Annotated in this window: 18 protein-coding genes; 15 read left to right on the forward strand and 3 right to left on the reverse strand. The window is 62.5% G+C overall.

Features of this window, described 5'->3' with window-relative positions; translation table 11 throughout:
* Window positions 1-250 precede the first annotated feature (250 nt).
* The 10 genes from VIO10_RS03075 (at window position 251) to VIO10_RS03120 (ending at window position 12,516) form a co-directional block, all read left to right on the forward strand.
* Complete coding sequence (locus VIO10_RS03075; protein WP_331959156.1) at window positions 251-1,435, forward strand: acyl-CoA dehydrogenase family protein; 1,185 nt, start codon at window positions 251-253, stop codon at window positions 1,433-1,435.
* 42 nt (window positions 1,436-1,477) lie between these two features.
* Complete coding sequence (locus VIO10_RS03080; RefSeq protein ID WP_331959159.1) at window positions 1,478-2,665, forward strand: acyl-CoA dehydrogenase family protein; 1,188 nt, start codon at window positions 1,478-1,480, stop codon at window positions 2,663-2,665.
* A gap of 176 nt (window positions 2,666-2,841) precedes the next feature.
* Complete coding sequence (locus VIO10_RS03085) at window positions 2,842-3,579, forward strand: alpha/beta hydrolase (RefSeq protein ID WP_331959162.1); 738 nt, start codon at window positions 2,842-2,844, stop codon at window positions 3,577-3,579.
* A gap of 213 nt (window positions 3,580-3,792) precedes the next feature.
* Window positions 3,793-4,527: a hypothetical protein gene (locus tag VIO10_RS03090; RefSeq protein WP_331959165.1), complete on the forward strand. Its 735-nt coding sequence runs from the start codon at window positions 3,793-3,795 to the stop codon at window positions 4,525-4,527.
* Window positions 4,524-5,888: a hypothetical protein gene (locus tag VIO10_RS03095; protein ID WP_331959168.1), complete on the forward strand. Its 1,365-nt coding sequence runs from the start codon at window positions 4,524-4,526 to the stop codon at window positions 5,886-5,888. Before VIO10_RS03090 ends, VIO10_RS03095 begins: the two co-directional genes overlap by 4 nt.
* Window positions 5,889-5,896: 8 nt before the next feature.
* Window positions 5,897-7,216, forward strand: coding sequence for a hypothetical protein (locus VIO10_RS03100; protein ID WP_331959171.1), 1,320 nt, complete (start codon window positions 5,897-5,899; stop codon window positions 7,214-7,216).
* 32 nt (window positions 7,217-7,248) lie between these two features.
* Window positions 7,249-8,988, forward strand: coding sequence for a hypothetical protein (locus VIO10_RS03105; protein ID WP_331959174.1), 1,740 nt, complete (start codon window positions 7,249-7,251; stop codon window positions 8,986-8,988).
* Window positions 8,989-9,086: 98 nt separating this feature from the next.
* On the forward strand, window positions 9,087-11,015 hold the full coding sequence (locus VIO10_RS03110) for a hypothetical protein (protein WP_331959177.1): 1,929 nt from the start codon (window positions 9,087-9,089) through the stop codon (window positions 11,013-11,015).
* A gap of 153 nt (window positions 11,016-11,168) precedes the next feature.
* Window positions 11,169-11,798, forward strand: coding sequence for a DedA family protein (locus VIO10_RS03115; protein ID WP_331959180.1), 630 nt, complete (start codon window positions 11,169-11,171; stop codon window positions 11,796-11,798).
* A gap of 25 nt (window positions 11,799-11,823) precedes the next feature.
* Window positions 11,824-12,516, forward strand: coding sequence for a hypothetical protein (locus VIO10_RS03120; protein WP_331959183.1), 693 nt, complete (start codon window positions 11,824-11,826; stop codon window positions 12,514-12,516).
* Window positions 12,517-12,562: 46 nt separating this feature from the next.
* Here VIO10_RS03120 and VIO10_RS03125 read toward each other — a convergent pair whose 3' ends face one another.
* Both VIO10_RS03125 and VIO10_RS03130 read right to left on the reverse strand, forming a co-directional pair.
* Entirely contained in the window at window positions 12,563-14,236 is a 1,674-nt protein-coding gene (locus VIO10_RS03125; protein WP_331959186.1) for an acyl--CoA ligase, read from the reverse strand.
* Window positions 14,233-15,915, reverse strand: a complete 1,683-nt coding sequence (locus VIO10_RS03130; RefSeq protein WP_331959189.1) for a thiamine pyrophosphate-binding protein — start codon at window positions 15,913-15,915, stop codon at window positions 14,233-14,235. The genes VIO10_RS03125 and VIO10_RS03130 overlap by 4 nt, the downstream gene beginning before the upstream one ends.
* A gap of 131 nt (window positions 15,916-16,046) precedes the next feature.
* Here VIO10_RS03130 and VIO10_RS03135 point away from each other — a divergent pair, with 131 nt between their 5' ends.
* From VIO10_RS03135 to VIO10_RS03155, 5 genes are all read left to right on the forward strand, one after another.
* Complete coding sequence (locus VIO10_RS03135; protein WP_331959192.1) at window positions 16,047-16,349, forward strand: hypothetical protein; 303 nt, start codon at window positions 16,047-16,049, stop codon at window positions 16,347-16,349.
* 12 nt (window positions 16,350-16,361) lie between these two features.
* Entirely contained in the window at window positions 16,362-19,112 is a 2,751-nt protein-coding gene (locus VIO10_RS03140; RefSeq protein ID WP_331959195.1) for a UPF0182 family protein, read from the forward strand.
* Window positions 19,113-19,330: 218 nt separating this feature from the next.
* The gene (locus tag VIO10_RS03145) at window positions 19,331-21,004 is read left to right on the forward strand and encodes a sensor histidine kinase (RefSeq protein ID WP_331959198.1); all 1,674 of its coding nucleotides are present in this window, start codon (window positions 19,331-19,333) and stop codon (window positions 21,002-21,004) included.
* On the forward strand, window positions 21,004-21,660 hold the full coding sequence (locus tag VIO10_RS03150; RefSeq protein ID WP_331959202.1) for a response regulator transcription factor: 657 nt from the start codon (window positions 21,004-21,006) through the stop codon (window positions 21,658-21,660). The genes VIO10_RS03145 and VIO10_RS03150 overlap by 1 nt, the downstream gene beginning before the upstream one ends.
* Before the next feature lie 48 nt (window positions 21,661-21,708).
* Window positions 21,709-22,389: a nitroreductase family protein gene (locus tag VIO10_RS03155; RefSeq protein ID WP_331959205.1), complete on the forward strand. Its 681-nt coding sequence runs from the start codon at window positions 21,709-21,711 to the stop codon at window positions 22,387-22,389.
* A 75-nt stretch (window positions 22,390-22,464) separates the two neighbouring features.
* Here VIO10_RS03155 and VIO10_RS03160 read toward each other — a convergent pair whose 3' ends face one another.
* Window positions 22,465-22,923, reverse strand: coding sequence for a hypothetical protein (locus VIO10_RS03160; RefSeq protein WP_331959208.1), 459 nt, complete (start codon window positions 22,921-22,923; stop codon window positions 22,465-22,467).
* Window positions 22,924-22,943 lie beyond the last annotated feature (20 nt).

The following is a 22,943-nucleotide window of genomic DNA, read 5'->3' on the forward strand; positions in this document are numbered from 1 at the left end:
CTCCGTTGTCGCGCGCGACCCCTGCCGCGAGCGCGCGGTCTCTTAATACTGGCCTCCCGTGCCAACGGGCGGGCGCGCCCACTGCCAACGGCTTAATACTGCATGCCGTCGCCACGGCCACGGGGGCTGGTCTCCCTTTGCAGAGCGCGGGTCGAATGTTTTAAGTTCAAGCGCGACCGGCGCCTTACGCTCAGCCGGGCGATCGTCATGGCCGCTACGGGACAGCCGGCCGTGCCAGGAGAAATGCGCGATGGATTTCAATTTCAATCCCGAAGACGAAGCGTTCCGGATCGAGTTTCGCGCGTGGCTGGACGCCAACAAGCAGTTTGCGCCGCGCTCGCGCGAGATGTTGATGGCCGAGGGCAGGAACGCGTTCGATGAGCAGAAGCGCTGGGCCAGGAAGATGGCCGAAGGCAGATGGCTCGCGCCGAACTGGCCGGTTCAGTATGGAGGGCGCGGCGCCGGCATCCTGCAGACGATCGTCTATAACGAGGAACTCGCGCGGGCGGGCGTCGCGGCGCCGATGATCGGGATGGGCACCACCATGTTCGGGCCGACGCTGTTGCATTGGGGGACCGAGGAGCAGAAGCAGCGCTTCATCCCGCCGATAATGAAAGCCGAAGAAATCTGGTGCCAGGGATATTCCGAGCCGGGCGCGGGCTCCGACCTGGCCTCGTTGCAGACGCGCGCGGTCGAGGACGGCGACTACTTCGTCGTCAACGGGCAGAAAGTGTGGACCACGATCGCGCAGTACGCCGACTGGATCTTCCTGCTGGTGCGCACTGATCCCGACGCGCCCAAGCATAAGGGAATCAGCTACCTGATGGTCGATATGCACAGTCCCGGGGTGACCGCCCGGCCGCTGGTGCAAATCACCGGCACCAGGGGTTTCAACGAGGTGTTTTTCGAAGACGTGCGGGTGCCGAAGAAAAACCTGGTCGGCGAGATCAACCAGGGCTGGCAGGTGGCGATCACGACGCTGATGTTCGAGCGATCGGGCGGCGGCGGCGATCGCGGCGTGCTCACGCAATGCCGCGAGCTGGTGGAGCTGGCAAAATCGATCCCGCGCAACGGCGCATCGGCGTGGGAGGACGCGAGCGTGCGCCAGCAGATCGCCCAGTTCCACTGCGAGGCGATGGCGCTGCGTTACACCGGCTATCGGCAACTGACGCGCCGGCTCAAGGGGATGCCGCCGGGGCCGGAAGGATCGATGATGAAGCTGTGCGGCACGGAGCTGAACTTGCGCATCCAATTGTTCGCGATGGAGCTGCTCGGGCCGTACAGCCAGCTCGAATTCAACGCGCCGTTCGCAGTTGACCGGGGCAAGTGGTCGTTTCGGATGCTGGCGGCGCGCGGCGGCACGATTGCGGCGGGCAGCAATCAGATCCAACATAATATTATCGGTGAGCGGGTGCTCGGACTGCCCAAGGGCTGAGACGGGCGCGCGCCGGGAATCAACGGAGAAGGCATTCAATCGATGGACTTCAACTATACGCCGGAAGACCAGGCATTTCGCGCCGAAGTGCGCACGTGGCTCGAAGCGAACAAGAAATTCGCTCCGCCGCCGAGCAATATCATGGCCGACGAGGGCGAGGGCGACTGGGCGGCGCGCCTCAACTGGCACCAGCGGCTCAACCAGGGCGGCTGGGTGGCAGTCAACTGGCCCAAGGAATACGGCGGGCGCGGCGCAACCGTCATGCAGCGGCTGATCTATCGGGAAGAACTGAGCCGGCTGGGGCTCAACGAGCCGATGATCGGGATGGGAATCAACCTGCTCGGTCCTACGCTGATACATTGGGGGACCGAGGAACAGAAGAAAAATCATATTCCGAAAATTCTCAAAGGCGAGGAAGTCTGGTGCCAGGGATACTCCGAGCCGGGCGCGGGCTCCGACCTCGCGTCGGTGCAGACGCGCGCGATTGACGATGGCGACGACTTCGTGGTCAACGGGCAGAAGACGTGGACCTCGATCGCGCAGCATGCGGACATGATCTTCGCGCTGGTGCGCACCGATCCCGCCGCGCCCAAGCACAAGGGAATCAGCTACCTGTTGATCGATATGCACAGCCCCGGCGTAACCGTGCGTCCGCTGGTGCAGATGACGGGCGGCAAGGGCTTCAACGAAGTTTTCTTCGAGGATGTCCGCGTGCCGAAGAAAAATATCCTCGGCGAGCGCAACAATGGCTGGCAGGTCGCGATGACCACGCTGCTGTTCGAGCGCGGCGGCGGCGGCGGCGAAGGCGCGATGGGCGAGGTCTATGAGCTGGCGAGGCTCGCCAGGCGCATCCCGCGCAGCGCTGACGGCTCAACCGCGTGGGACGATTCGAGCGTGCGGCAGAAGGTTGCCGGATTCGCCGCCGAGGCGCAGGCGCTGCGATACACCGGCTATCGGCAGCTTACGCGCCAGTTGAAGGGACTGCCGCCGGGGCCGGAAGGCTCGATGATGAAACTGTGCGGCACGGAGCTCGCGCTCCAGATTGCGCTTTACGCGATGGAACTGCTGGGGCCGTATAGCCAGCTCGAATTCAACGCGCCGTTCGCGGTTGACAAGGGCAAGTGGTCGTTCAGAATGCTCGCGGCGCGCGGTCCCACGATTTACGCCGGGACCAATCAGATCCAGCACAACATTATCGGCGAGCGCGTACTGGGTCTGCCCAAGGGCTAGCGCATACGAAAATCGAAGAGCCTGTTGGCGTGCGTGATGCCCGCATCGCGCACGTTTTTTTTCACTGTTCACAGTTCACAGATATTTCGCCCCAATGACTTTACTGTTACGGCATTTCGTGGCAGTGTCGCGCGAACGCGCGTGCACCAACGCCAGGAGACTGATTAACAACCAGGATGCTGCTGCAACTTATCGCCTCCGCGTACTTCGACTTCCTGCGGCAGTTCGCTTCGCTGGTTCGCGACCCGGTCGGCTACGGCGTCGGAGTGCCGCACGGCGACGGCCATCCGGTACTCCTGATTCCCGGATTCACCGCGGGCGATTGGTCGCTCGGCACGCTGGCGCGATGGCTCGGGCGCGTCGGCTACCGTCCGTATCTGTCGGGAATCGATCTCAACGTCGGATGCCCGCGGCGCACGATGGAACTGGTGGGATGGCGTCTCGAAAAGATCGCGCACGAATCCGGCCAGCGCGTGACGATCATCGGGCATAGCCTGGGCGGCGTACTGGGCCGCGCAATCGCGGCGGCAAACCCCGCAAACGTGCGCCAGGTGGTGGCGCTTGGCTCGCCGATTCGCGACGGATGGACGGGAGTGCATGACCAGGTCCGTCCTGCGCTGCAGGCGATCCAGGCTTTCTGGCAGACGTTTTCCGACGATCCCGACGACTGCAGCACGACCGAATGCGCATGCGCATTCGTCGCCGCCGTGTTCGCGCCGACCCCGGAAGAGGGCCGCTTCAGCGCCATCTACACGCGCCGCGACGAGATCGTGAATTGGCAATCGTGCATCGACGATGCGGGATCCAATTTCGAAGTCTCCGGACTGCACGCGAGCTTGATCGTCAATCGCGAGGTTTACCGAATCCTCGGGTCGATCCTTGCCGACGCCCCAGGCGAGAGCGCCGCCGCTTGAACCTTACCCGCCCCCGGTCCTATTCATCGTCGCGAGAAATTCCAGGCAAGAAGAAATTTCCAACGCGGCGGTTCGCGATTTCACCGGCGCGCGCCGACGCAGCGCGACCGCCCATTCGCCATGAAGGCCCGACGCGTATCGCCGGCGCAAGATTGTTGATGGATTGGAAAATGGTAATATCGCGCCATCGTTGACGGCTGCAAGGAGGAGCGAATGATCAAATACGCATTGATCGCGGCTGCCGCCGTTTTTGCAGTCGGGTGCAATTCTTCGCCGTCACAATCCCCCGAAAATAAGGTCGGCGGTCCCAACGTCGTTGCTTCCGCGCAAGCGCCGATGGCGACGGCGACGACGAGTCTTTCGCTGGACTGGGGTAAGAAAGGGCAAGCCGGCCAGGTCGCGATCGCTCAGCTATTGAGCTACGGCGGCTCGAAACCGGCGATCGCTGCGCCGGCCGGCTGGCTGATGATTCGCGACGATTCCACCCCAACCACGCGCCAGTCGCTGTATTGGCATGCAATCCAGGCGAACGACGCCGGCACGGCGACGTGGGCATTCAGCGCGCCGGTCGATGCGCAGGGCGCGATCGTGTTGCTGGATAATGTTGCATCGGCCGCGCCGGTGGATATGACAAGTGGCAACACCGGCACTGGCGGCATGCTGACGGCCAGGTCGATTGCGACTACCGCCGATGGGGATTTGATCCTCAGTTATTACGCAACCGATTTCCATCTCCCCGGGCTCTTGGGATCGTCCCCGCAGATGCCGGCTGAGACGAAAACGCTGATGAATCAGGAAGCGGCGTCGCGCGAATTCTGGATCCTCGCGACCTATCAGAGTCAGAACGGCGTCACCGAAGACCAAGTCTGCAGCGCCGCGCAGCTTTTCAACTGGGCCGCTGCGCAAGTTGCGATAAAACCCGCCAACGCGACCCCATCGCCACCGTGAGCACCGACGTGACCGAATCGCACGCCGGTGCGAACCGCCCGACCCTGACGACCAGCCGCGGGTTCTTCGCGGCCGCCGTGGTTTTCGCGGTCGTCGGATACGCCGTCATCTTGTGGTACGGATGGAGCCTGACGCGGCTCGACATAATTTCGGCAATCGTCGCGCTGGGCGCTCTGACCTATTCATTCTGGCTGCCGGATTCGGAGCGGTTGATCGTCGAGACCGCCGCCAAGCGCGACGAGATGATTTCGCAGTTCGCCGTCTTCGTTGCATTCCTTGCTTTCTATGCGATAACGGCGGGCTCGGACGCCAGCCCGTTCAATGCCCACGTGCGCCAGGCGTTCGCTTTCATCCACGGCCACACTTACATCGACGCGCCCAATTACATCGAGCATGCGCAGCTTGGGCGCTACAGTTACCAGCTTCATCCGATCCTGCCGGCGCTGTTGCTGATGCCATTCGCAGCGATTTGGGGGATGGACACCAACCAGACGATTTTCTCGATCGTCTTCGGCGCGCTCGACGTCGCGCTCGCCTGGCGCCTGCTCGGGCGTTTGCGCCTGACGGTCAACGCGCGAACCTGGCTCACGGTTTTTTTTGGCGCGGGCACGATCGTCTGGTACGAGACCATCCACGGTACCAGCTGGGGGGTGTCGATGGTGGTCGCAATCGCGATGACGTTGCTTGCGCTCGACGAGACGTTCGGCAAAGCGCGCCCCGCGATCATCGGGACGTTTGCCGCGCTCGCGGCGCTGGCGCGCTACGATCTGGCGTTCGTCTGGCCGATTTATCTTGCGCTGCTTTACCTGCGGGGAGCGCGCAGGATTCGCGAATTGGCATGGTTCATACCGGGCTGCGCGGCGGTGGCGCTGGCGTACATTACGTTCAACGAAATTCGCTACCAGAGCTTGTTTGATCGCGGCGTATTTGTCTTCGCGCCACCGGGCTCTCATCTGTTTGGATGGGAGCACTTTCCCGGAAACTTCTACACGCTGTTTTTCATGACCACGCGGTTGGACGACACGTTCCCGTACATCCATCCGACTTTCGGCGGCCAGGCGCTTATTCTCACCAGCCCGGCATTCATCCTGGCTCTGCGGCCGAGCTTCCGCCGAATTCAAACCGCGCTCGTCGGCGTCGCCGCGCTGATCGCGATGACACCGAGCCTGTTCTACTTCACCAACGGATTTGCGCAGTACGGCACGCGTCATTACCTGCACACGTTTCCCTTTCTGTTGCTGCTGATGGCGTTCGGTGTGCATCGGCGAGCCGATCAATTGACGCGCATCCTGATTGTGGTTTCGGTCCTGATGATTGCGTTTGGCGTGTGGCATGAAAGATTCTACGGGCTCAACGCTTAACGGGGTTAATGCGGGGAATCGACCAGACCAGTTACGTCCTTGGTGTGCTGTGCGGCTTGTGCCTGCTGGCGCTGCTCGCGGCGGCGCTGGCGGTGGCTATCAGGCCCATGCTGCGGGAGCGCGACCGGCGCTTCGGGCTGGTGCTCGCGATCCTCGTCGCGTTGGCAATCGTCAAGCTCGCGCTGTTGCGGTTTCTGCCCGGTGATACGGTTGACCTGATGCAGTTTGAATCCTGGGGCACGGCGATGGCGCGATTCGGGCCGGCCCACGTGTACGATCCTCAGTACGTATGCAAGTACACGCCCGCTTATCTGTACGCGCTGTGGCCGGCGGCCGCATTAGCCCCGAACTCCACAGATAGTCTGCGCCAGTTCATCGAGATCCCTTCGATTATTGCCGACCTGCTTCTCGCGATCAGCGTGTATGCTGCTGTGCGGCGGATAGCTGAGCTTCGTTTCGCGTTGCCCGCGACCCTGCTTGCGGCATTCAATCCCGCGTTGATCTATTCGAGCACGGTATGGGGGCAGAACGACTCGCCGCTGGCTTTTCCGGTTCTTCTGAGCGTCGTAATGGCGCTTGACTCGCAGTTCGAGCTGGCCTGGGCGCTGGCGATTGTCGCCGCGATGATAAAATCGCAAGGTCTGATTCTGCTGCCCATTCTGGCGTGGTGGACGCTTATGACCGGCAAAGTCAGCGATTGGTTCAAGGCGGCGGGAGCGGCCCTGGTTACTGCAATCGTGGTGCTTGCGCCTTTCCAGCTTGCGCGTCCGTGGCATTTCCTGCCGGACCTTTACGCCTCGTCGGTAGGTTGGTTTCCGTGGGCGTCGCTCAACGCGTTCAACCTGATGTTGGCCTTGGGTGGGTTGACTGTATTAGACAGCGAAAGGGTATTCGGATCGGTTTCGTTTTTCATGCTGGGAAACTTTCTGTTTGGAATAGCCTACCTCATCGCGGGATACATCGTTTGGCGCCGGCGCGCGGGATGGAGTCTGATGTTTTCCGTTTTCCTCGTGTACCTGGGGATGTTCGTTTTTGCGCCTCGAATGCACGAGCGCTATCTGTACTACGCCGTCGCGCTGCTTGCGCCGTTGGTGTTCAGCTCCTGGGCGACGATCGTGCTCTACGCTACTCTCAGCGCCACGCTGTTGTTGGACATGGCGTACGTGTTCTTTGAGTTGGTATTTGTGAAAGGGGTCGTCGAGGGACACCTGATTATTGGGCCCAACGGCCGATTTGAGATCGCGCTTATCAACGTGACGGCCTTCGTGCTCGCCGCCATCTACGGGCTTGTCATGACCTTTCGGACCTCAGAGCGGGTACCAGCGTGAAAAAGCCGAATCGTCCCCAGGGGGCTCGCTAGATGCCGTTGTCGTCGCCGCGGCTGCGATGGCTGCGTAACGAGCGCGTGATGGTGTCGCTCGGCGCGGTCATCTACGCATGCGTCTTCGCTTATCCGGTTTTAACTCACCTCTCGACCCCGGGTACCCTGTGGGATTGGGATTTAGAACTGGGTCAAGAGTGGGCCGCCTGGGAAACGGTAACTGTCTTTAAGCAGATTCCGCTCTGGAATCCTTACAAGTGCGGGGGGCTGCCGATGCTGGCGCATCCGCTCGGCCGCGTCGTCGCGCCAACCTTTCCGCTTACGCTGATGTTCGGGCCGGCTGCGGGTCTGCATTTGTCGATCCTGATGTTCCTGGCGATTGCATGGTCGGGGACATACGTACTCGCACGCGCCTTGAGCATGCGTCCGCTCGCTGCGTTGGGCGCGGCGTTCGTCTTTCCGTCGAGTTCGTGGTTCGCGCTGCAAGTGGGCTCCGGTCACATTTGGACGTTCGGCTTTGCCTGCCTTCCATGGCAGGCGGCGTTCGCGATACTTGCGGTCGAGCGCCGTCGCACCGGCTTCGCCGTGCTGGCCGGCTTTGCGCTGGCGGTGGGGTTCCTCGAGGGCGGCCCGTATCCGCTGGCATTGTGCGGACTGACGATCGCGATGCTCCTCGCGACCGTGGCAGCGCTGCGCAGGAGCTGGTGGCCGTTGTACGTCCTGGGCGTGATTTTCTGCTTCGCCGTCGGGCTTTCGGCAATCAAGCTGCTTCCCGCCTACTTCGTAAGCATTAGCGTCCCGCGCCGGACCGCGGGCGACGAGGTCAACACGCTTGCGGCGCTTGCGACGGATCTTTTTTCCCGCACGCAAAACCTCTTCCTGCCTTTCCCCAACGGATTCAACTTCTGGGAATCCGGCGCGTACATCGGCCTCTTCGCTCTGCCCGCAGTCGCCAGCGTCTTCACCCCGCGCCGCAGCGCTGCATGGCTGATTGTGGGCGCGATCCTGCTGCTGCTGGAGCGCGGCGCGCTGCCTCCGCTTCCGCTCTGGCCCTATCTGCACCACCTGCCCCCCTTCTCCTCGTTGAGGGTTCCGTCGCGCTTCATCATCTGTTTCGCGTTGGTCGTAGCGATTCTCGCCGGATTCGGATTCGACTGGCTCGCGGCAAGGGCGCGTCCGTGGGGTGCGATCGCCGCCAGCCTGCTTATGGTTGCCGCTGCAACCGACTGCTGGCTGGTGGCAGTGTCAATCTATGGCGGAATCTTTTCCTATCCCGCCCATCCGGGACCCGCGATGGCATCCTTTCGCCAGATTCGGAACGTTCCCAACACCAACAGCATGCTGTTGCCCGCGATGCAGAACGAGGGCATCTTGGTGTGTTACGAATACACTTACTGGCCGACCTCTGCCGTGGGATTCGGCCAGCCCGGTTATCGCGGCGAGCAGTACCTGCTCGGCCCAGGCTCCGTGACGCTGGTGCGATGGACTCCCAACCGCCTCGAATACGCCGTGGACGCGCAGGCCCCTTCGGTGATGGTCGTCAATCAGAACTACGATCCATCGTGGCGAGTCACGTCGGGACCGAGCCAGACATTCTCCCAGGATGGATTGCTGGCGGTGCGGGTGCCGGCCGGGAAAAGCCGAATCGTCCTCAGATACATCAGCATCGCGACAATTTGCGGGATGATAATCTCAATTCTGACTGCTATCGCCGCATTTGTGCTGATCCGATGGGAGTCGCAACGGCCCGCTTCCGAGACGCGTAATTTTGACACCTGACTAGCAAATCGCTTACGCTGGCACGCTCAATCCGGCAAGCTGGAGACGGCCGAGGCCGGGGGAGGAGTGGCGCCGGCTTCGCGACCGATGGAGTTCCAATGCATGGGATAGCCGACCGCGCGCACATCACGAACCTGCTCGCGACGCGGGGCTATCTCGGCATTTTCGCAGCTGTGTTCGCCGCCAACCTGGGCGCCCCGGCGCCGGCTGCAACGGCTCCGACTGCGTCTGCGCGGCTCTTTCTTCTCTCGCGGCCAGAAGCGAAGTGGCTGACTCTCGGCTCCCTGGCCTTCGCGCTTGTTTTTTTCTTTCCGATCTTTTTCGACGGCTCAGTTTCGGGCGCGCCGATCGCCAGTTGGTTGCTGGCTTGGCCCCAACTGAGATTCAACGGCGGGATTCCGGGCGACATCGATCGCGATGTGTTCATGGAGTTGCGATGGGTCCCTTACTACACGCTGACACATTTCCATCAATTCCCGTTCTGGAGTCCCTACAAGTGCGGTGGAATGTCGATGCTCGGCAATCCGGAAGGCGCGGTAGTTACGCCGTTCATACTGCCTTACCTGCTGTTCGGCATGGCGTCGGGCGTCATAATCGAGGTCTATCTGCATCTCGCGATCATGTTTGCCGGCGGCTACCTGCTGGGTCGTGAACTCGGCCTTCGCCCACTGGCATGCGTAGCGCTCGCAGCGATGTTTCCCTCGAGTTCATGGCTCCCAATACATATCGGTATAGGCCATCTGAATTTTCTCTCGATAGCCTACACTCCATGGGTGCTCGCGTTGCTGCTCGCATCGTGCCGGACCAAGCGATGGTTCCCTTCCTTGCTGGGTGGATTGTTGTGCGCGCTGGCGCTGACGGAAGGAAACTACGGATTCGTCTTCACCGTGATGCTGGTCGCGCTGCTGGCGATCGCGCTTACAATCTTCGGGCTGAGTCTTAGACCGCTCGCCGCGGCGCTCTTGATCGGAGTGTTTGCGGTTGCGTTCAGTTCCCTTAAGCTGATTCCCACTGCCGAGTTGCTCAGTATATATCCGCGCGACTGGGGAGGGTCATGGCATAGCTGGTGGAGCGTCTCTGTATCTCTTTTTTCGAGATATCAGGATATTAGCCACCCGCTGCTCGCCTCTTTCTTCTTTTCCGAATACGCAGGCTACATCGGCGCGCCTTTCGCAGTGCTTGCCTTGATCGGCGCGGTCAGCGATTGGCGCAAGGCGTGCCCATGGGTGTTGGGCGGCATCATCTTTCTTTTCCTCTATCGCGGCGATACGAGTCCGGACGCATTGGTTGTATGGATGCGCGAACTTCCGCTGGGCGGCAACATCGGACTGTGCGGACGCTGGGTTGTTCCGCTGGTGTTTTGCGTCGGCGTGCTGGCTGCCCTGGGCGTTCAGGCTCTATGTGCCCGGCCAGGCAAATGGGGACCTCGGCTGGCTTTCATCATGGTCACGGTCGGCTTGATCGACGCATGGCTGGTATGCGCTGGGAACTACCGCTACTTCTTCCGGCCTCCATATACCGCACCGGCAGGATCGGAAACGTTTCGCCAGTATTGGAACAACTCGCCAGGCGGCATGGTCGCTGCCAACCAGAATAACCTGGGCGCCGTGAACTGCGGATGCTGCGGCTACTACATCCCCTACGACGTCGCGCGAGGTTACAACCAGGCCGGCTATCGCGGCGAGTTCTACCTGCTCGGAGCGGGCGAAGTGAAGCAGACCATGTGGACACCCAACCGTCTGCGCTACGAGGTAAGCGCGCCCGCGGCGACCTCGCTGGTGATCAATCAGAACATGTATCCGGGGTGGCGGGTGGTTCACGGAGATGGTGAGACCTACTCGGACGGCGGCCTGATGGCCGTGCGTGTTCCGCCCGGACGCCAGCAAATCGAAATCGTGTATAGGCCCACGCACATTCTCTGGGCATATTTGCTCACGCTCATCGCAACGACGGCATTGGTCGGGGTCTGGCTAATTGAGAAGAAAGTCGAACCGCCGCTGCGCGCTGTCGAGCCACCGCCGAGATAAGAATCGCGAATACGGCGTTTTGCTCCGAGACGCGTAATTTTTACACCTGACTAGCCAAAAATCTCCTGCGCTGGCACACTCAATCCGGCAAGCTGGAGATGGCCGAGGCCGGGGGTGGGGATTGGCGCCGACTTCGCGACAGATGGATTTCCAATGCATGGGATAACCGACCCCGCGCATATCGCGGATATGCTCACGACGTGGGGCTATCTCGGCATCTTCATTGCCGTCTTCGTCGGCAACCTGGGCATCCCGGTGCCGGAGGAAACCGTGATGCTTGCCGCCGGATTCGTGGCCGGCCGCGCGCTGCTCGATCTGCGAATCGTCTACGTCACCGTCGTCGCGAGCGCGGTCACGGGCGACTGTTGTGGCTACCTCATCGGCCGCACCGGCGGACAGCGGGTACTGGTTCGGCTCGCGTCCGCCTTTCCCTTCATGCGCACGCGTTACGACCGCCTGCAACTTTTCTTTCAGACCCACGGCAGCAAGGCGGTGTTCATGGCGCGATTTATCACCGGCGCGCGATTCATGGCGGGCCCGATGGCGGGTGCGTGCGGGATGCCATTCTTCCAGTTCCTCGGATGGAACGTGCTCGGTGCGATCGTATGGTGCTCGCTCGTCGTCACGGTCGGCTACCTGGTGGGCGACGAGTTGTATCGCGCCATCACGGCGGCTCATCAGGCGTCGCGATGGATTGAGCTGGCCGGAGTCGCCGTGGCGATCGTGGTCTTCGTCTTTTGGTGGAGAGATCGGCATCCTGCGGCGTCGCGGCCTCAATCGTAGCCGCGTTCGCGACTGCGTCGCGATCGTGGCGCTTGCGCTGGCGCTGACTGGATGCAAGCCGCGCACCCGTATCGATCTTCATTATCTTCCGGGCTTCGTGCCCGGGTCGCAGAATATTTTTCGTCCCGCCAGAATTGCGACGTCTCCCACGACCGGAGATTTCGGCTCCGGCAATTCCAGCGTCGGCATGATCTACGCCGCCGACGGCGTTCCCCGGACTCCGCTGGTGGTTGCCGACGCGGCCCGCGTGTTCAACGGCGCGTTGATCAAGGGACTGGCAGACGCCGGTCTGACGCCGGTGGCGCTCGACTCGAATCCGGGCGACGGCAAGCCACCCGAGGGCTCGGATTTTCTCCTCACCTCCGACCTCGAACAACTCGAGGTGAACAAGCGGTTCACAACGACCCAGACCGTGCACGGCCAGTACTTCTCGATGAGAGCCGTGGTGCGCGTAAAATTCGAGCTCAAGAATCGCCATGGCGCCGTGCTTTACTCGGGCAAGATCAGCGGCATCGAAAATGAACCGCCAAATCCCGTCGGCGCCGAGGTCTTTCTGCCGCTCGAGACCGAACCCGCCGAGTCTCTGTCGGTTGCACTTTCGCGCGCCGTCGGCTTGCTGATGCTACAGCCCGGATTTCGCGACGCACTGCCGGCGCGATCGGTCGAGGCGACTCCGACTTCGACGCCGCAATCTCCCGGCGCGTCGCCCACGCCCTAAGCGAGTCAAATCGCCGAGCCGGCGGATACCGAAGTGAATGCCGAACTTAAGCGGACTTTCCCTTGCGCGATTCTTCCCGGCGGCGCAGCTCGACGCGGCGAATCTTTCCGCTGACCGTCTTGGGCAGCTCGTCGATGAATTCTATCTCGCGCGGATACTTGTAGGGCGCGGTCACGCGCTTGCAATGCTCCTGCAACTCGGTCACCAGCCGATCGCCGGGCTCGGCGCCGGGCCTCAGCTTCACGAAGGCCTTGACGATTGAGCCGCGATCCGCGTCGGGACTCGCGACCACCGCGGATTCCATTACCGCGGGATGCTCGAGCAGGGCGCTCTCGACTTCGAACGGCCCGATTCGGTAGCCCGCCGAAATGATCACGTCGTCAGCGCGCCCGACGAACCATAGATAGCCGTCGGCGTCGCGGGTGGCCTGGTCGCCGGTCAGGTACCAATCGCCGCGAAACACACTGGCGGTCTCTTGCGCATTTTTCCAATACTCGATAAACAGCGACGGCGGCCGCTCGGGACTCACCCGTACTGCTATTTCTCCGAGCTCGTCAACTTTGGTCTCGGCCATTTGGTCGTCGATTACGCGGACATCGTGACCGGGAAACGGCAGCCCCATCGAGCCCGGTTTCACGGGCATCGCGGGCATGTTCGCGGCCAGGATAATCGTTTCCGTTTGCCCGTAGCCGTCGTGAATCGTGAGTCCCAGCCGCTCGCGCCACACCTCGATCACTTCCGGATTGAGCGGCTCGCCCGCACCCGTGCAATGCCTCAGTTTCGGGAATGAGTAGTCCGCGAGGTTTTCCTTAATGAGTATTCGATACTCAGTCGGCGGCGCGCAGAAGGTAGTAACTCCGTAGCGCGCGATCAACTCGAGTTCTTTCGCCGCATCGAAGCGGCCGTTGTACATGAACGTCGTCACGCCGTTCATCCACGGCCCGAACAGCACGCCGTATCCCGCCTTGGCCCAGCCGGTGTCCGAGGTTGTCCAATGGAGGTCGTCCGGCCTCAGGTCGAGCCAGTTAAGCCCCGTGAACCGATGACTGTAGGTATGGGCGTGACTATGCAGAACCGCTTTCGGTTCCCTGGTCGTGCCGGAAGTGTAATAGCAAATCGCCGGCTCCGACGATTTCGTATTCGCCGTCTTGAACGCAGGCGACGCGTGACTCATATATTCCTGCAGGCTTATCCAGCCGGTGCGGGCGGCGCCGGCTATCAGGTAATGCTCGACGCTGGGGCATTGCTTGCGCAGTTGCGCGATCATCGCGGCATTCTCGACGCCGGCGATTATCGCGCGCGCCCCGGAATGATTCGCGCGGTACACCAGGTCCTTCTCGCGCAGCATCGAAGTGCACGGGATGACGATCGCGCCGAGCCTGAGCGCGCCGATATACGCCGCCTGCCACAGCGTGATTCGCGGCAGCACCAGCAGAACTGCGTCGCCGCGCCGGATTCCATGTCCGGCGAGAACGTTGGCGATGCGCCTGGATTGCTGCGCGATATCCGCAAACGTCAGCCGTGCGCGCCGGCCTTCGCTGTCTTCCCACAGGATTGCAACCCGGCGCGGATCTTCGGCGAACTTGTCGATGACCGCGGCGAAGTTGAAATGCTCCGGCGTCTCCCAGCTGAAGTCACGGTACGCGCGCCGATACTTCTCGATTGCGCCGGACTTGATCGGGTCGATCTTGATTGAATCAGTCTTGATTGAATCAGTCATGGGCGCGAATTCCCGCGTGCCGCGCGCTCCACTGGCGCTTGCGAGCGCTTCGCTGCCGCCTTGATATACTTCACCGTCACCGGGGACAGATCGTCGCGTTCGACCCGCACGTCGATTATCGCAAACGATTTGCATTCATGCGCCGCGCGCAGCGCATTTCCCAGCTGCTCGACCGTGGCCGCCTCGAATCCTGCGCCGCCCCAATCGCGCGCGAGCTGCGCATACGGCCACGGCGGAATCTCGAGCAGTTCGCGCCGCTCGGCGATCGGCCGGAAGATGCCCCATCCGCCGTTGTTGATCACCACCACGATCGGATTCACGCGCTTGGCCGGAGCCTGCGAAATTTCCGGCCCGGTCATCTGAAAACCGCCGTCTCCGCACAACACCAGCGGCCTAAGACCGCTGCCGATTTGCGCGCCCAGCGACGCCGGCACCGCAAATCCCATCGAAGCGTAAAACCCTTGCGCCAGGTAGCCGCCGTTGTGCGGCACCCGGATGTCGAGCCCGCCAAACAGCATGTCACCCGACTCTGCGACCACCAGGTATTCGCGCTTGTCGGCCAGGAATTCGTTGACCGCGGCCAGAATCTGGCTGACCTTGACCGGCTTGCCGTCGCGCGCGGCGATCTCGCGAAGATTGTCGGCGTAATGAACCTTCTCACGATGAAGCCGCAGCTTCTCGCGCAGCAACGCGCGCGCGAAATCGCGCACCGCGGCGTCGGTGTAAGTGTGATACTTCACCTCGACCTTGCGATCGACCGCCCATACCGTTCGGCCTTGAATCACGTGCGGCGGACGGTTGCCGAAGTTCATGTCGGTTTTCAGACATCCGAGGTTGAGCACGAAGTCGGCCGCGTCCATCCGTGCGACGATCGACGGCGGGCTGATCGGGCCGACGTGCACGCCCATGTACAGCGGATGGTCCATCGGGAACGCACCCTTGCCGAGCACCGTCGTGAACACCGGCGCGCCCATCTGCTCGGCCAGCTCCACCAACTCGTGCGACGCCTTGAAGCGATGAATCTCGATGCCGGCGATCAGCACGGGCTTGCGGCTCTCGTTGAACATCGCGGCGGTCTCATGCGCCGCTTCCTCGACCTTGCGCGTGTCGGATTCCTGGAAATGCAGCCGCCCGTCCCATTCGATCAGCTCGTCGGAGACTTCGATCTGCCGGTCAACCATGTCGCGATGAATCTCGATGTAGCCCGGCCGCTGCTCGGCCCAAATGGCGCGCACGACGCGATGCAATTCATCGGCGGCGCTGCGCGGATCGGTCAGCACGGCCGACGCGCAAGTTACTTCGTCGTAGATGCGGCGCTGCGATTCGATTTCGCGGGCCTGGTGATGAATCAGCGTGCCGAGCTTGCGTTCCTCCTCGCCCGGGCCGCCCGAGAAAATCAGAATCGGCACGCGTTCCGAGAACGATCCCGCGACCGGATTGACCATGTTGTGGCCGCCGGCGCCGTAGGTCACGCAGATTACGCCGATTTTCCCGGTCGCGCGCGCGTAGCCGTCGGCCGCGAATCCGACCCCCGGCTCGTGCGACAGGGTGATGATTTCCAACCCGTGCTTGCGGCCCAGCGCGAAAAACAGCTTGAGCGCGAGGTCGCCGGGGATGCCGAAGACGTGCGACACGCCAAGCTTGCGCAGGTAGGCGACCAGGAAATCGCCCAGCGCCATGTGTCTCTTCACTCCGCTTCGCCCTCCTCGGTCGCCGCTAATTGTAACAAAAACAACCCCGCCGCAGCACATCTTCGTCGCCGCGCTGTGCTAGTGTATGATGCTGCCGGGTCAAGCTGATGTTTCGATCGATGCTTCGCATGCAATTCCTCGGGCCGATGCAACTGAGCCGGCTGGTGATGTACCTGCCGCAGTTCGTACGCTTGTTCTATCGGCTGATCACCGACGAACGGGTGCCGATGCTGGCGAAAACGGTGCCGTGGATGGGTTTGCTGCTGATGCTGACGCCCCCGGCGCTCGAGCTCGACCTGGTTCCAATCATCGGCGAACTCGACTGGATTCTTATCGCCTACCTCTCGCTCAAAGTGTTCATCTGGCTCTGCCCACCCGACGTCGTGCGGGAACACGTCAGCCAGATTGGGCGTGGCGAATAGCGCAGCACGCTGATGCGACCCCGCGTAATCCTGATTAGCCTCGCCGTTGTCGTTATCGTCGCGCTCGTGGCGCTGAGCCTGGCTGACCAGCTGCTGGTCGATTACCTGTGGTTCGGAAGACTCGGCTACGGCGGAGTTTTCAATACAACCGTCGCTGCGGAAATTGGGATCTTCGCGATCGTGTGGCTGGTCGCGTTCGTCGTGATCTTCGTGAGCGGGTTGATCGCAATCGGCTCGAGCCGCGATCGCGAGCGGCTGCGCGTGGTGCGCCGCCCCGACGAGATGGTCGAGGTCAATCTGCCTGAGCTGATTCGCGCGCTCGGCGAACGCGTGCCGTGGCGCGTGATCGTCGCCTGCGGCGCGGCCTTGCTGGCGCTGTTCGCGGCGCAAGGCGAGGCCGGCAGCTGGGATACTTACCTCAAGGGCCTCTACGGGGCGCCGTTCGGAATCGCCGAGCAGGCGTTCGGCAACGATATCGGCTTCTACGTGTTCACGATGCCGCTGCTTGAGGAAATCCGCGATCTGTTCCTGATGATCATCGTGCTGGCGGCCGGGATTGCGATCGCCGTCTATTGGGCGCGCGGCGCGCTCGACTTCAAGGAATCGCCGCCGCGCGTGTCGCCGGGCGCGGCGGGGCATCTGTCGGTGCTGCTGGGGCTGTTCTTCGTGCAGCGGGCGATGACTTATTGGCTCGGCCGCTTCGACTTGCTGCTGCATACCGACGGCGTCGTATTCGGACTGCGCTACGTCGATCGCATCCTGTGGCAGCCCGGGCTGTGGCTGCTGGTGGCGCTGTCGTTAGGCGCCGCCGTGATGTGCATGTTCAACGCGCGCGAGGGCGGACTGAGAATTCCGGTGGCCGCGTTCGTTGTCGTGTTCGGGCCCGCGCTCATCATGAATTTTATCCAGCCGGTGATCGAGCGCTTGTGGGTCAAACCCGACGAGCTTCGGGTCGAGCGTCCGTACCTGCAACGCAACATCGAGGCGACGCGGCACGCGTACAAGCTCGACACCGTTGACGTGAAACCGTTTGCGGGGCAGGGCACGCTCACCCCCGCGGCGCTCGAGCAGGATTCGGCGACGGTCAAGAACATCCGGCTGTGGGACCCGCGCCCGCTAATCGACACCTACCGCCAGTTGCAGGAAATTCGCACCTACTACGATTTTCGCGACGTCGACATCGATCGCTACTGGATCGAGGGCAAGTACACCGAGGTGATGCTGTCGGCGCGCGAGATGAATCTCGACCAGCTGCCCGACACCGCGCAGACCTGGGTCAACCAGCATCTCAAATTCACCCACGGCGCCGGGCTGGCGATGAGCCCGGTCAACCGCAAGGACACCGAGGGGCTGCCGGTGTTCTATATCAAGGATATTCCGGCGGTGTCGGACGTGGGGCTGAAGATTGACCAGCCGGCGATCTACTTTGGCGAGGCGCGCGACAACTACGCCGTCGTCGATTCGGCGACGCCCGAGTTCGACTATCCCAAGGGCGCCGACAACGTTTTTTCGTATTACGGCGGCACGGGCGGCGTGCCGGTGGCGGGATTTTTTCGCCGGCTGCTGTTCAGCATCTTTTATCGCGACATCAATCTGCTGGTCACCGAGAATATCGTAAAGAACAGCAAGATCATGATCCGGCGCAACATCGCAAGCCGAATCGCGTACATCGCGCCGTTCCTGAACCTCGACCGCGATCCATACGCCGTGATTCTCAACGGCCGCATGGTGTGGATCGTTGACTGCTATACCACCAGCGATCACTACCCCTACTCGCAGCGCAACGCCGACGGGATCAACTACATCCGCAATTCGGTCAAGGTGGTGGTCGACGCGTACACCGGCGACACCGATTTTTACGTGGCGGATGCCGAAGACCCGGTCATCAAGACGTGGCAGCGGATTTTCCCCGCGATGTTCAAGCCGATGTCGGCGATGCCGGCGCAGTTGCGCGCGCACATCCGCTATCCCGAAGATTTTTTTCTGATTCAAGCCGACACTTTCCGCACCTATCACATGACCGATCCGCAGGTCTTCTATAACCGCGAGGACCTGTGGGGATTTCCGCGCGAAAACTACGCCGGGCAGACGGTTCCGATGCAGCCCTACTACGTGATCATGCGGCTGCCGGGTGAGCCGCAGGCGGAATACATGCTGATGCTGCCGATGGTGCCGTCGGGACGCGACAACATGATTGCGTGGATGGCCGCGCGCTGCGACGGGGCGGATTACGGCCATCTGTTCGAGTATGCATTTTCCAAGGACAAACTCATTTACGGCCCCTATCAGATTCAGGCGCGCATCAATCAGAATCCCGAAATTTCGCGGCAACTTTCGCTGTGGAATCAGATGGGTTCGAAGGTCCTGCTCGGCAACCTGCTCGTGATACCGATCCAGGACTCGCTGCTCTACGTCGAGCCGCTGTTCATCCGCGCCGAGAACGGCCAGTTGCCTGAGCTGCAGCGGGTGATCGCGTCTTACAGCGATCGCGTGGTGATGGGCGATACGCTCGATCTGACGATGGCGGCGCTGTTCGCCAATCAGGCGCTGCCGGCGCCGCCGATCGCCAAGGCGATCATGAATGAGTCGGTGCCGCAGTCGATCGCCGCGGCAGGCACGCCCAAGGCCGACATGCAGAGCGCGGCGCAGCATTACAATCGCGCGCTGGAGGCGATTCGCGCCGGCGATTGGACGGCGTTCGGCGCGGAGATGAAGGCGCTCGGCGACGAGCTATCCAAGCCGTCAGATTCCGGCCATCAGTAGAGCGAAGGGTGCGCGCGCGCAATCGCGAACGATGCGTGCAGTTCTAACCTCTGACCCCTTCCCATGTGGTAAGGGGACCAATCGCTGACAAAAAGAGTTTTTCTCGCAACAAATTGTTCTTTGCGTAACGGGATGCGCGCCGCATCTGCTTGCGCTCCCTTAGAACATTCGTCTCCCTCTGTCATTCTGAAGGCGGAGCCATCAAGTTGGCAAACGCTGTGAAACAACGCAATCAACTGGCGGTGCTCGCGCCGCGACCCGAATCGCGTCAGATATCTTTCAGCGATCGGATCGCCGCCATCGCCGAGCTTGGCGCCGGGACGCTCGCGGTCGAGCGATGCGCGATCGCGTTTCCCGCCAGTGGTGCGGGCGCCGCCGATGTGGTGTGCGCGCCGCGCGGAGACTCGCGATGGGACGCGGTGGTGAATGCGGTTCTGAGTGCACTCGACAATCGGCTCGGTGATGCGGTCGCGGAATACGGATCGAAGCGAGCGCTTCGTGCGCCGGGTTCGATCGAATCGATTGAGAGAGTTGCGCTGAGCACGCGGGAAATCGACGCAATCGTGCCGGTCGAAAAAATAGACGGGCGCCAGATAGCCGCGGCGGCGTTCACCGACGGCGTGAGCGCGGTGCGAATCGCGATCGTGGCGCAGGCCGATCGCGCCCGCAGCGAACTTGAAGCATCGCTTGAACTTATGGCGCGCGCCGTTTTCGGCGAGATGGCGCTGGCCGCCGCGCGCGCGGCGCTTGAATTCTGGCGGACCCACGGCGCCGAGAGCGGCCGTCAGGCGGCCGGCGCAAAGCGGGAGTTGGCGCGAGAGCGGGCGGCAGCGAATTACCTGGACACGGCGGTTGCGGCGGCGCGGCGCGGGCAGCCGAACGAAAGGTTCGGCCGTTTCGGCGAACTCGTCGCGGGTGGGGCCGGCTTCGACCAATGGGTGGTTGCGGTCGCGGACGGTGGCGCGTTGACGGTGGCCGCATCGTCGTCCGGGCGCAAGGAATTCGATTTGGGCGAGACGGGCAGCGCGCTCTTGGAAAGTTTCCGGCGCCGTATCGTGATTGCGCGCTGGCGCGATCGCGACGCGGCTATCGTCGATCGCGCCAAACAATCTTCCGAAGACAGAGTGTTCGGTGGTTCGTATGTGTGTATCCCGTTCGAGGCCGGCGCGATCGCGCTGGCGTCGAGCGACGGGGGCGCATCCGCGGCCAGGGCGGAGGCGATTGTCGAGCGGCTGGCTCCAATCGCAGCGACCTGGGTGATGGAGCGGGAGGCCGCGCGGCGCAACCTGCTGGTGCGCCAGCTTGCGCTCAGAATGTTTGCCGCGAGCGACGAGGAGCGCGCCAGAATCGCGCGCGACCTGCACGACGATCAGGCGCAGTTGCTGGCGGCGGCGAAAATTGCGCTCGACGGCCGGCGCGAGGCGGCGCGCGCGATCTTCAAGCAGGTCGAGGAGGAGTTGCGCCGCAAGACGCGCGAACTTCGTCCTGTCACGATCGGAGACGGATCGCTCGACGAGGCAATCGAGCGCGAGTTCGCGCGACTGCATCGCGCGGGCGTAACGGCGAAGTTAGTTCACCTGGTTCACGATGGCGCGGCGGAGAAAATCTCGCGCCCGGTGCAGCAGCTATGCTTCCAGGTGGTTCGCGAGACGCTGTCCAACGTGATTCGGCATGCGCGCGCGAAGTCGGTCCAAATCACGATCGACGGCACCGATGCGGCCACGCGCGTCTCGGTTACTGACGACGGCTGTGGCATCGGCGCCGACATCAAGCCAGAGGGGACTGGCTTGGCGGGTGTGCGGGAGCGGCTGGAGTTGATGGGTGGAAGCTTGACGGTGGAATCGCGGGCAGGCCGCACGACAGTCGTCGCTGAAATCCCGGAGTCCGCGTGATGGAAAATCACCGGCGGATTCGCGTGCTGCTCGCCGATGACCATCGGATCTTTCGCGAGGCGCTGCGGATGGTGCTCGCGGCCGAGTGCGACGTGGTCGCGGAGGCAGCCGATGGCGAACAGGCCGTCGTGATTGCCGCGCAACTGAAGCCGGATGTGGTGGTGATGGACGTCGGGATGCCGGGAATCGGGGGACTTGCCGCGGCGCGTCGAATCGCCAAGGAAGCGCCGGTCTGCAAAGTGCTGGTGCTCAGCCAATACGACGACGAGGAATACGTGTTGGAGGCGTTTGGCGAAGCGGGCTGCGCGGGCTACGTGGTCAAGACCGACGCGGCGGCCGAATTGCTGAGCGCGGTGCGCGCAGTTCACTCCGGGCGGCGCTACCTGAGCCCCACAATCGCACCGATCGTGCTCGCGCGGCTGCGGACTGGCGCGCCTGCCAACGCGTCGCGCGCGGCGAATCCGACGCAACGGGAACGCGAAGTGCTCAAGCTGATAGGCGAGGGCGCGACCACCAAGGAGGTCGCGCAACGACTCGGCATCAGCGTCAAAACCGCGCAAGCGCATCGCGACAACCTCAAGCAGAAGCTCGAGCTGCGCTCGACCGCGGCGATCGTGCGATACGCGATCAAGCACAAACTGATTCGCATCGATTGAGCACGGGGCGCCGACCGAGTAACAATCCGCAGCCGGAGCAGCTTAACGATGGCAGAAATAGGGCTCTTCGAGGCAATTTACTCGGCGCGATCGCTCAGGCGATTCAAACCCGATCCGGTTCCCGACAATGTAATCACCAAGGTGCTCGACGCGGCGATTCGCGCGCCCTCGGGCAGCAACCAACAGAGTTGGGAGTTCATCGTCATCAAGGACGCGGCCCAGCGCAAAAAGATCGGCGACGTGTATCGCAAGGGTGGCGGAGTTTTGATGGCGCTCTACGCCAATCGCGTCAAGCCCGCGCACATGAGCGAGGACGCCTACCGAAAACTGAGGGCGTCGGCGACCCACCTTGTCGATCACATGGGCGACGCGCCGGTGCTGTTGCTCGCATGCTTGAAGCAGACGGCGCCGGCCGCAGCGCCGCCCAAGCTTGCGCCCGAGGTGGCCGCGGCGATGAAGAGCATGGCGCGGATCTCGGGCTCGAGCATTTATCCCGCCGTGCAGAACATCATTCTCGCCTGCCGCGGCCTGGGTCTCGGCACGGTGCTCACGACGATTCACGCCTACTTCGAGGACGAGGTGAAGGCGATATTGGGGCTGCCGCCCGAAGTGCAGACGTACGCGCTGATGCCGATCGGATATCCGCAGGGAAAGTTCGGACCGATCAGGCGCCGGCCCGTGAGCGAGGTCGCGTACCTGGACAAATACGGCAACCACTGGAAGAGCTGAGCGCGGCGCGATTTACGCAGGCGATTGCAGGGGCGTCCGGGGATCACCGGGCGCCTCGTTTTTTGTCGCGGAGTATCAGTGCGGTTCGTCGCGAAGATCCTCGGTGACTTTGCCGGCGAGGTGCCGGACCTGGGCGTGTTGCGAGAGCAATGAGGCGAGCACCGCGGGGTCGGGCTTGCCACCAAGGCGGTACTCGTCGGCGGAGTGCGCGAATCGTTCGTATGCGTTCAGCAGCTTTACGAAATCGCGATGCGAGCGCAGCGACGACTCGCGCGGCGTCGATGAGGAGAAGGCGTTGGCCTTGTTGAAGGCGTAATAGAACTCGCCCATCTCCTCGGACGACAGTTGGCGATCGTCGAGCTTGAAATAGGCGCGGCAATAATCCGCCAGCTTGTCCGACATATCGGAAAGCAGCGACACGTTCGCCGTCATCGTGCGATGGTAGTCGGACGAATAGCATGCGGTGACCGCAGCGATGGCAAGCGCGAGAAAAAAGACGGGCCGGCGAAGAGCGGCCCGCCGCAATGATTTCAACAAAACACGACCACGCCGTT

It is taken from the genome of Candidatus Binatus sp., assembly GCF_036567905.1.
Lineage (GTDB): Bacteria > Desulfobacterota > Binatia > Binatales > Binataceae > Binatus.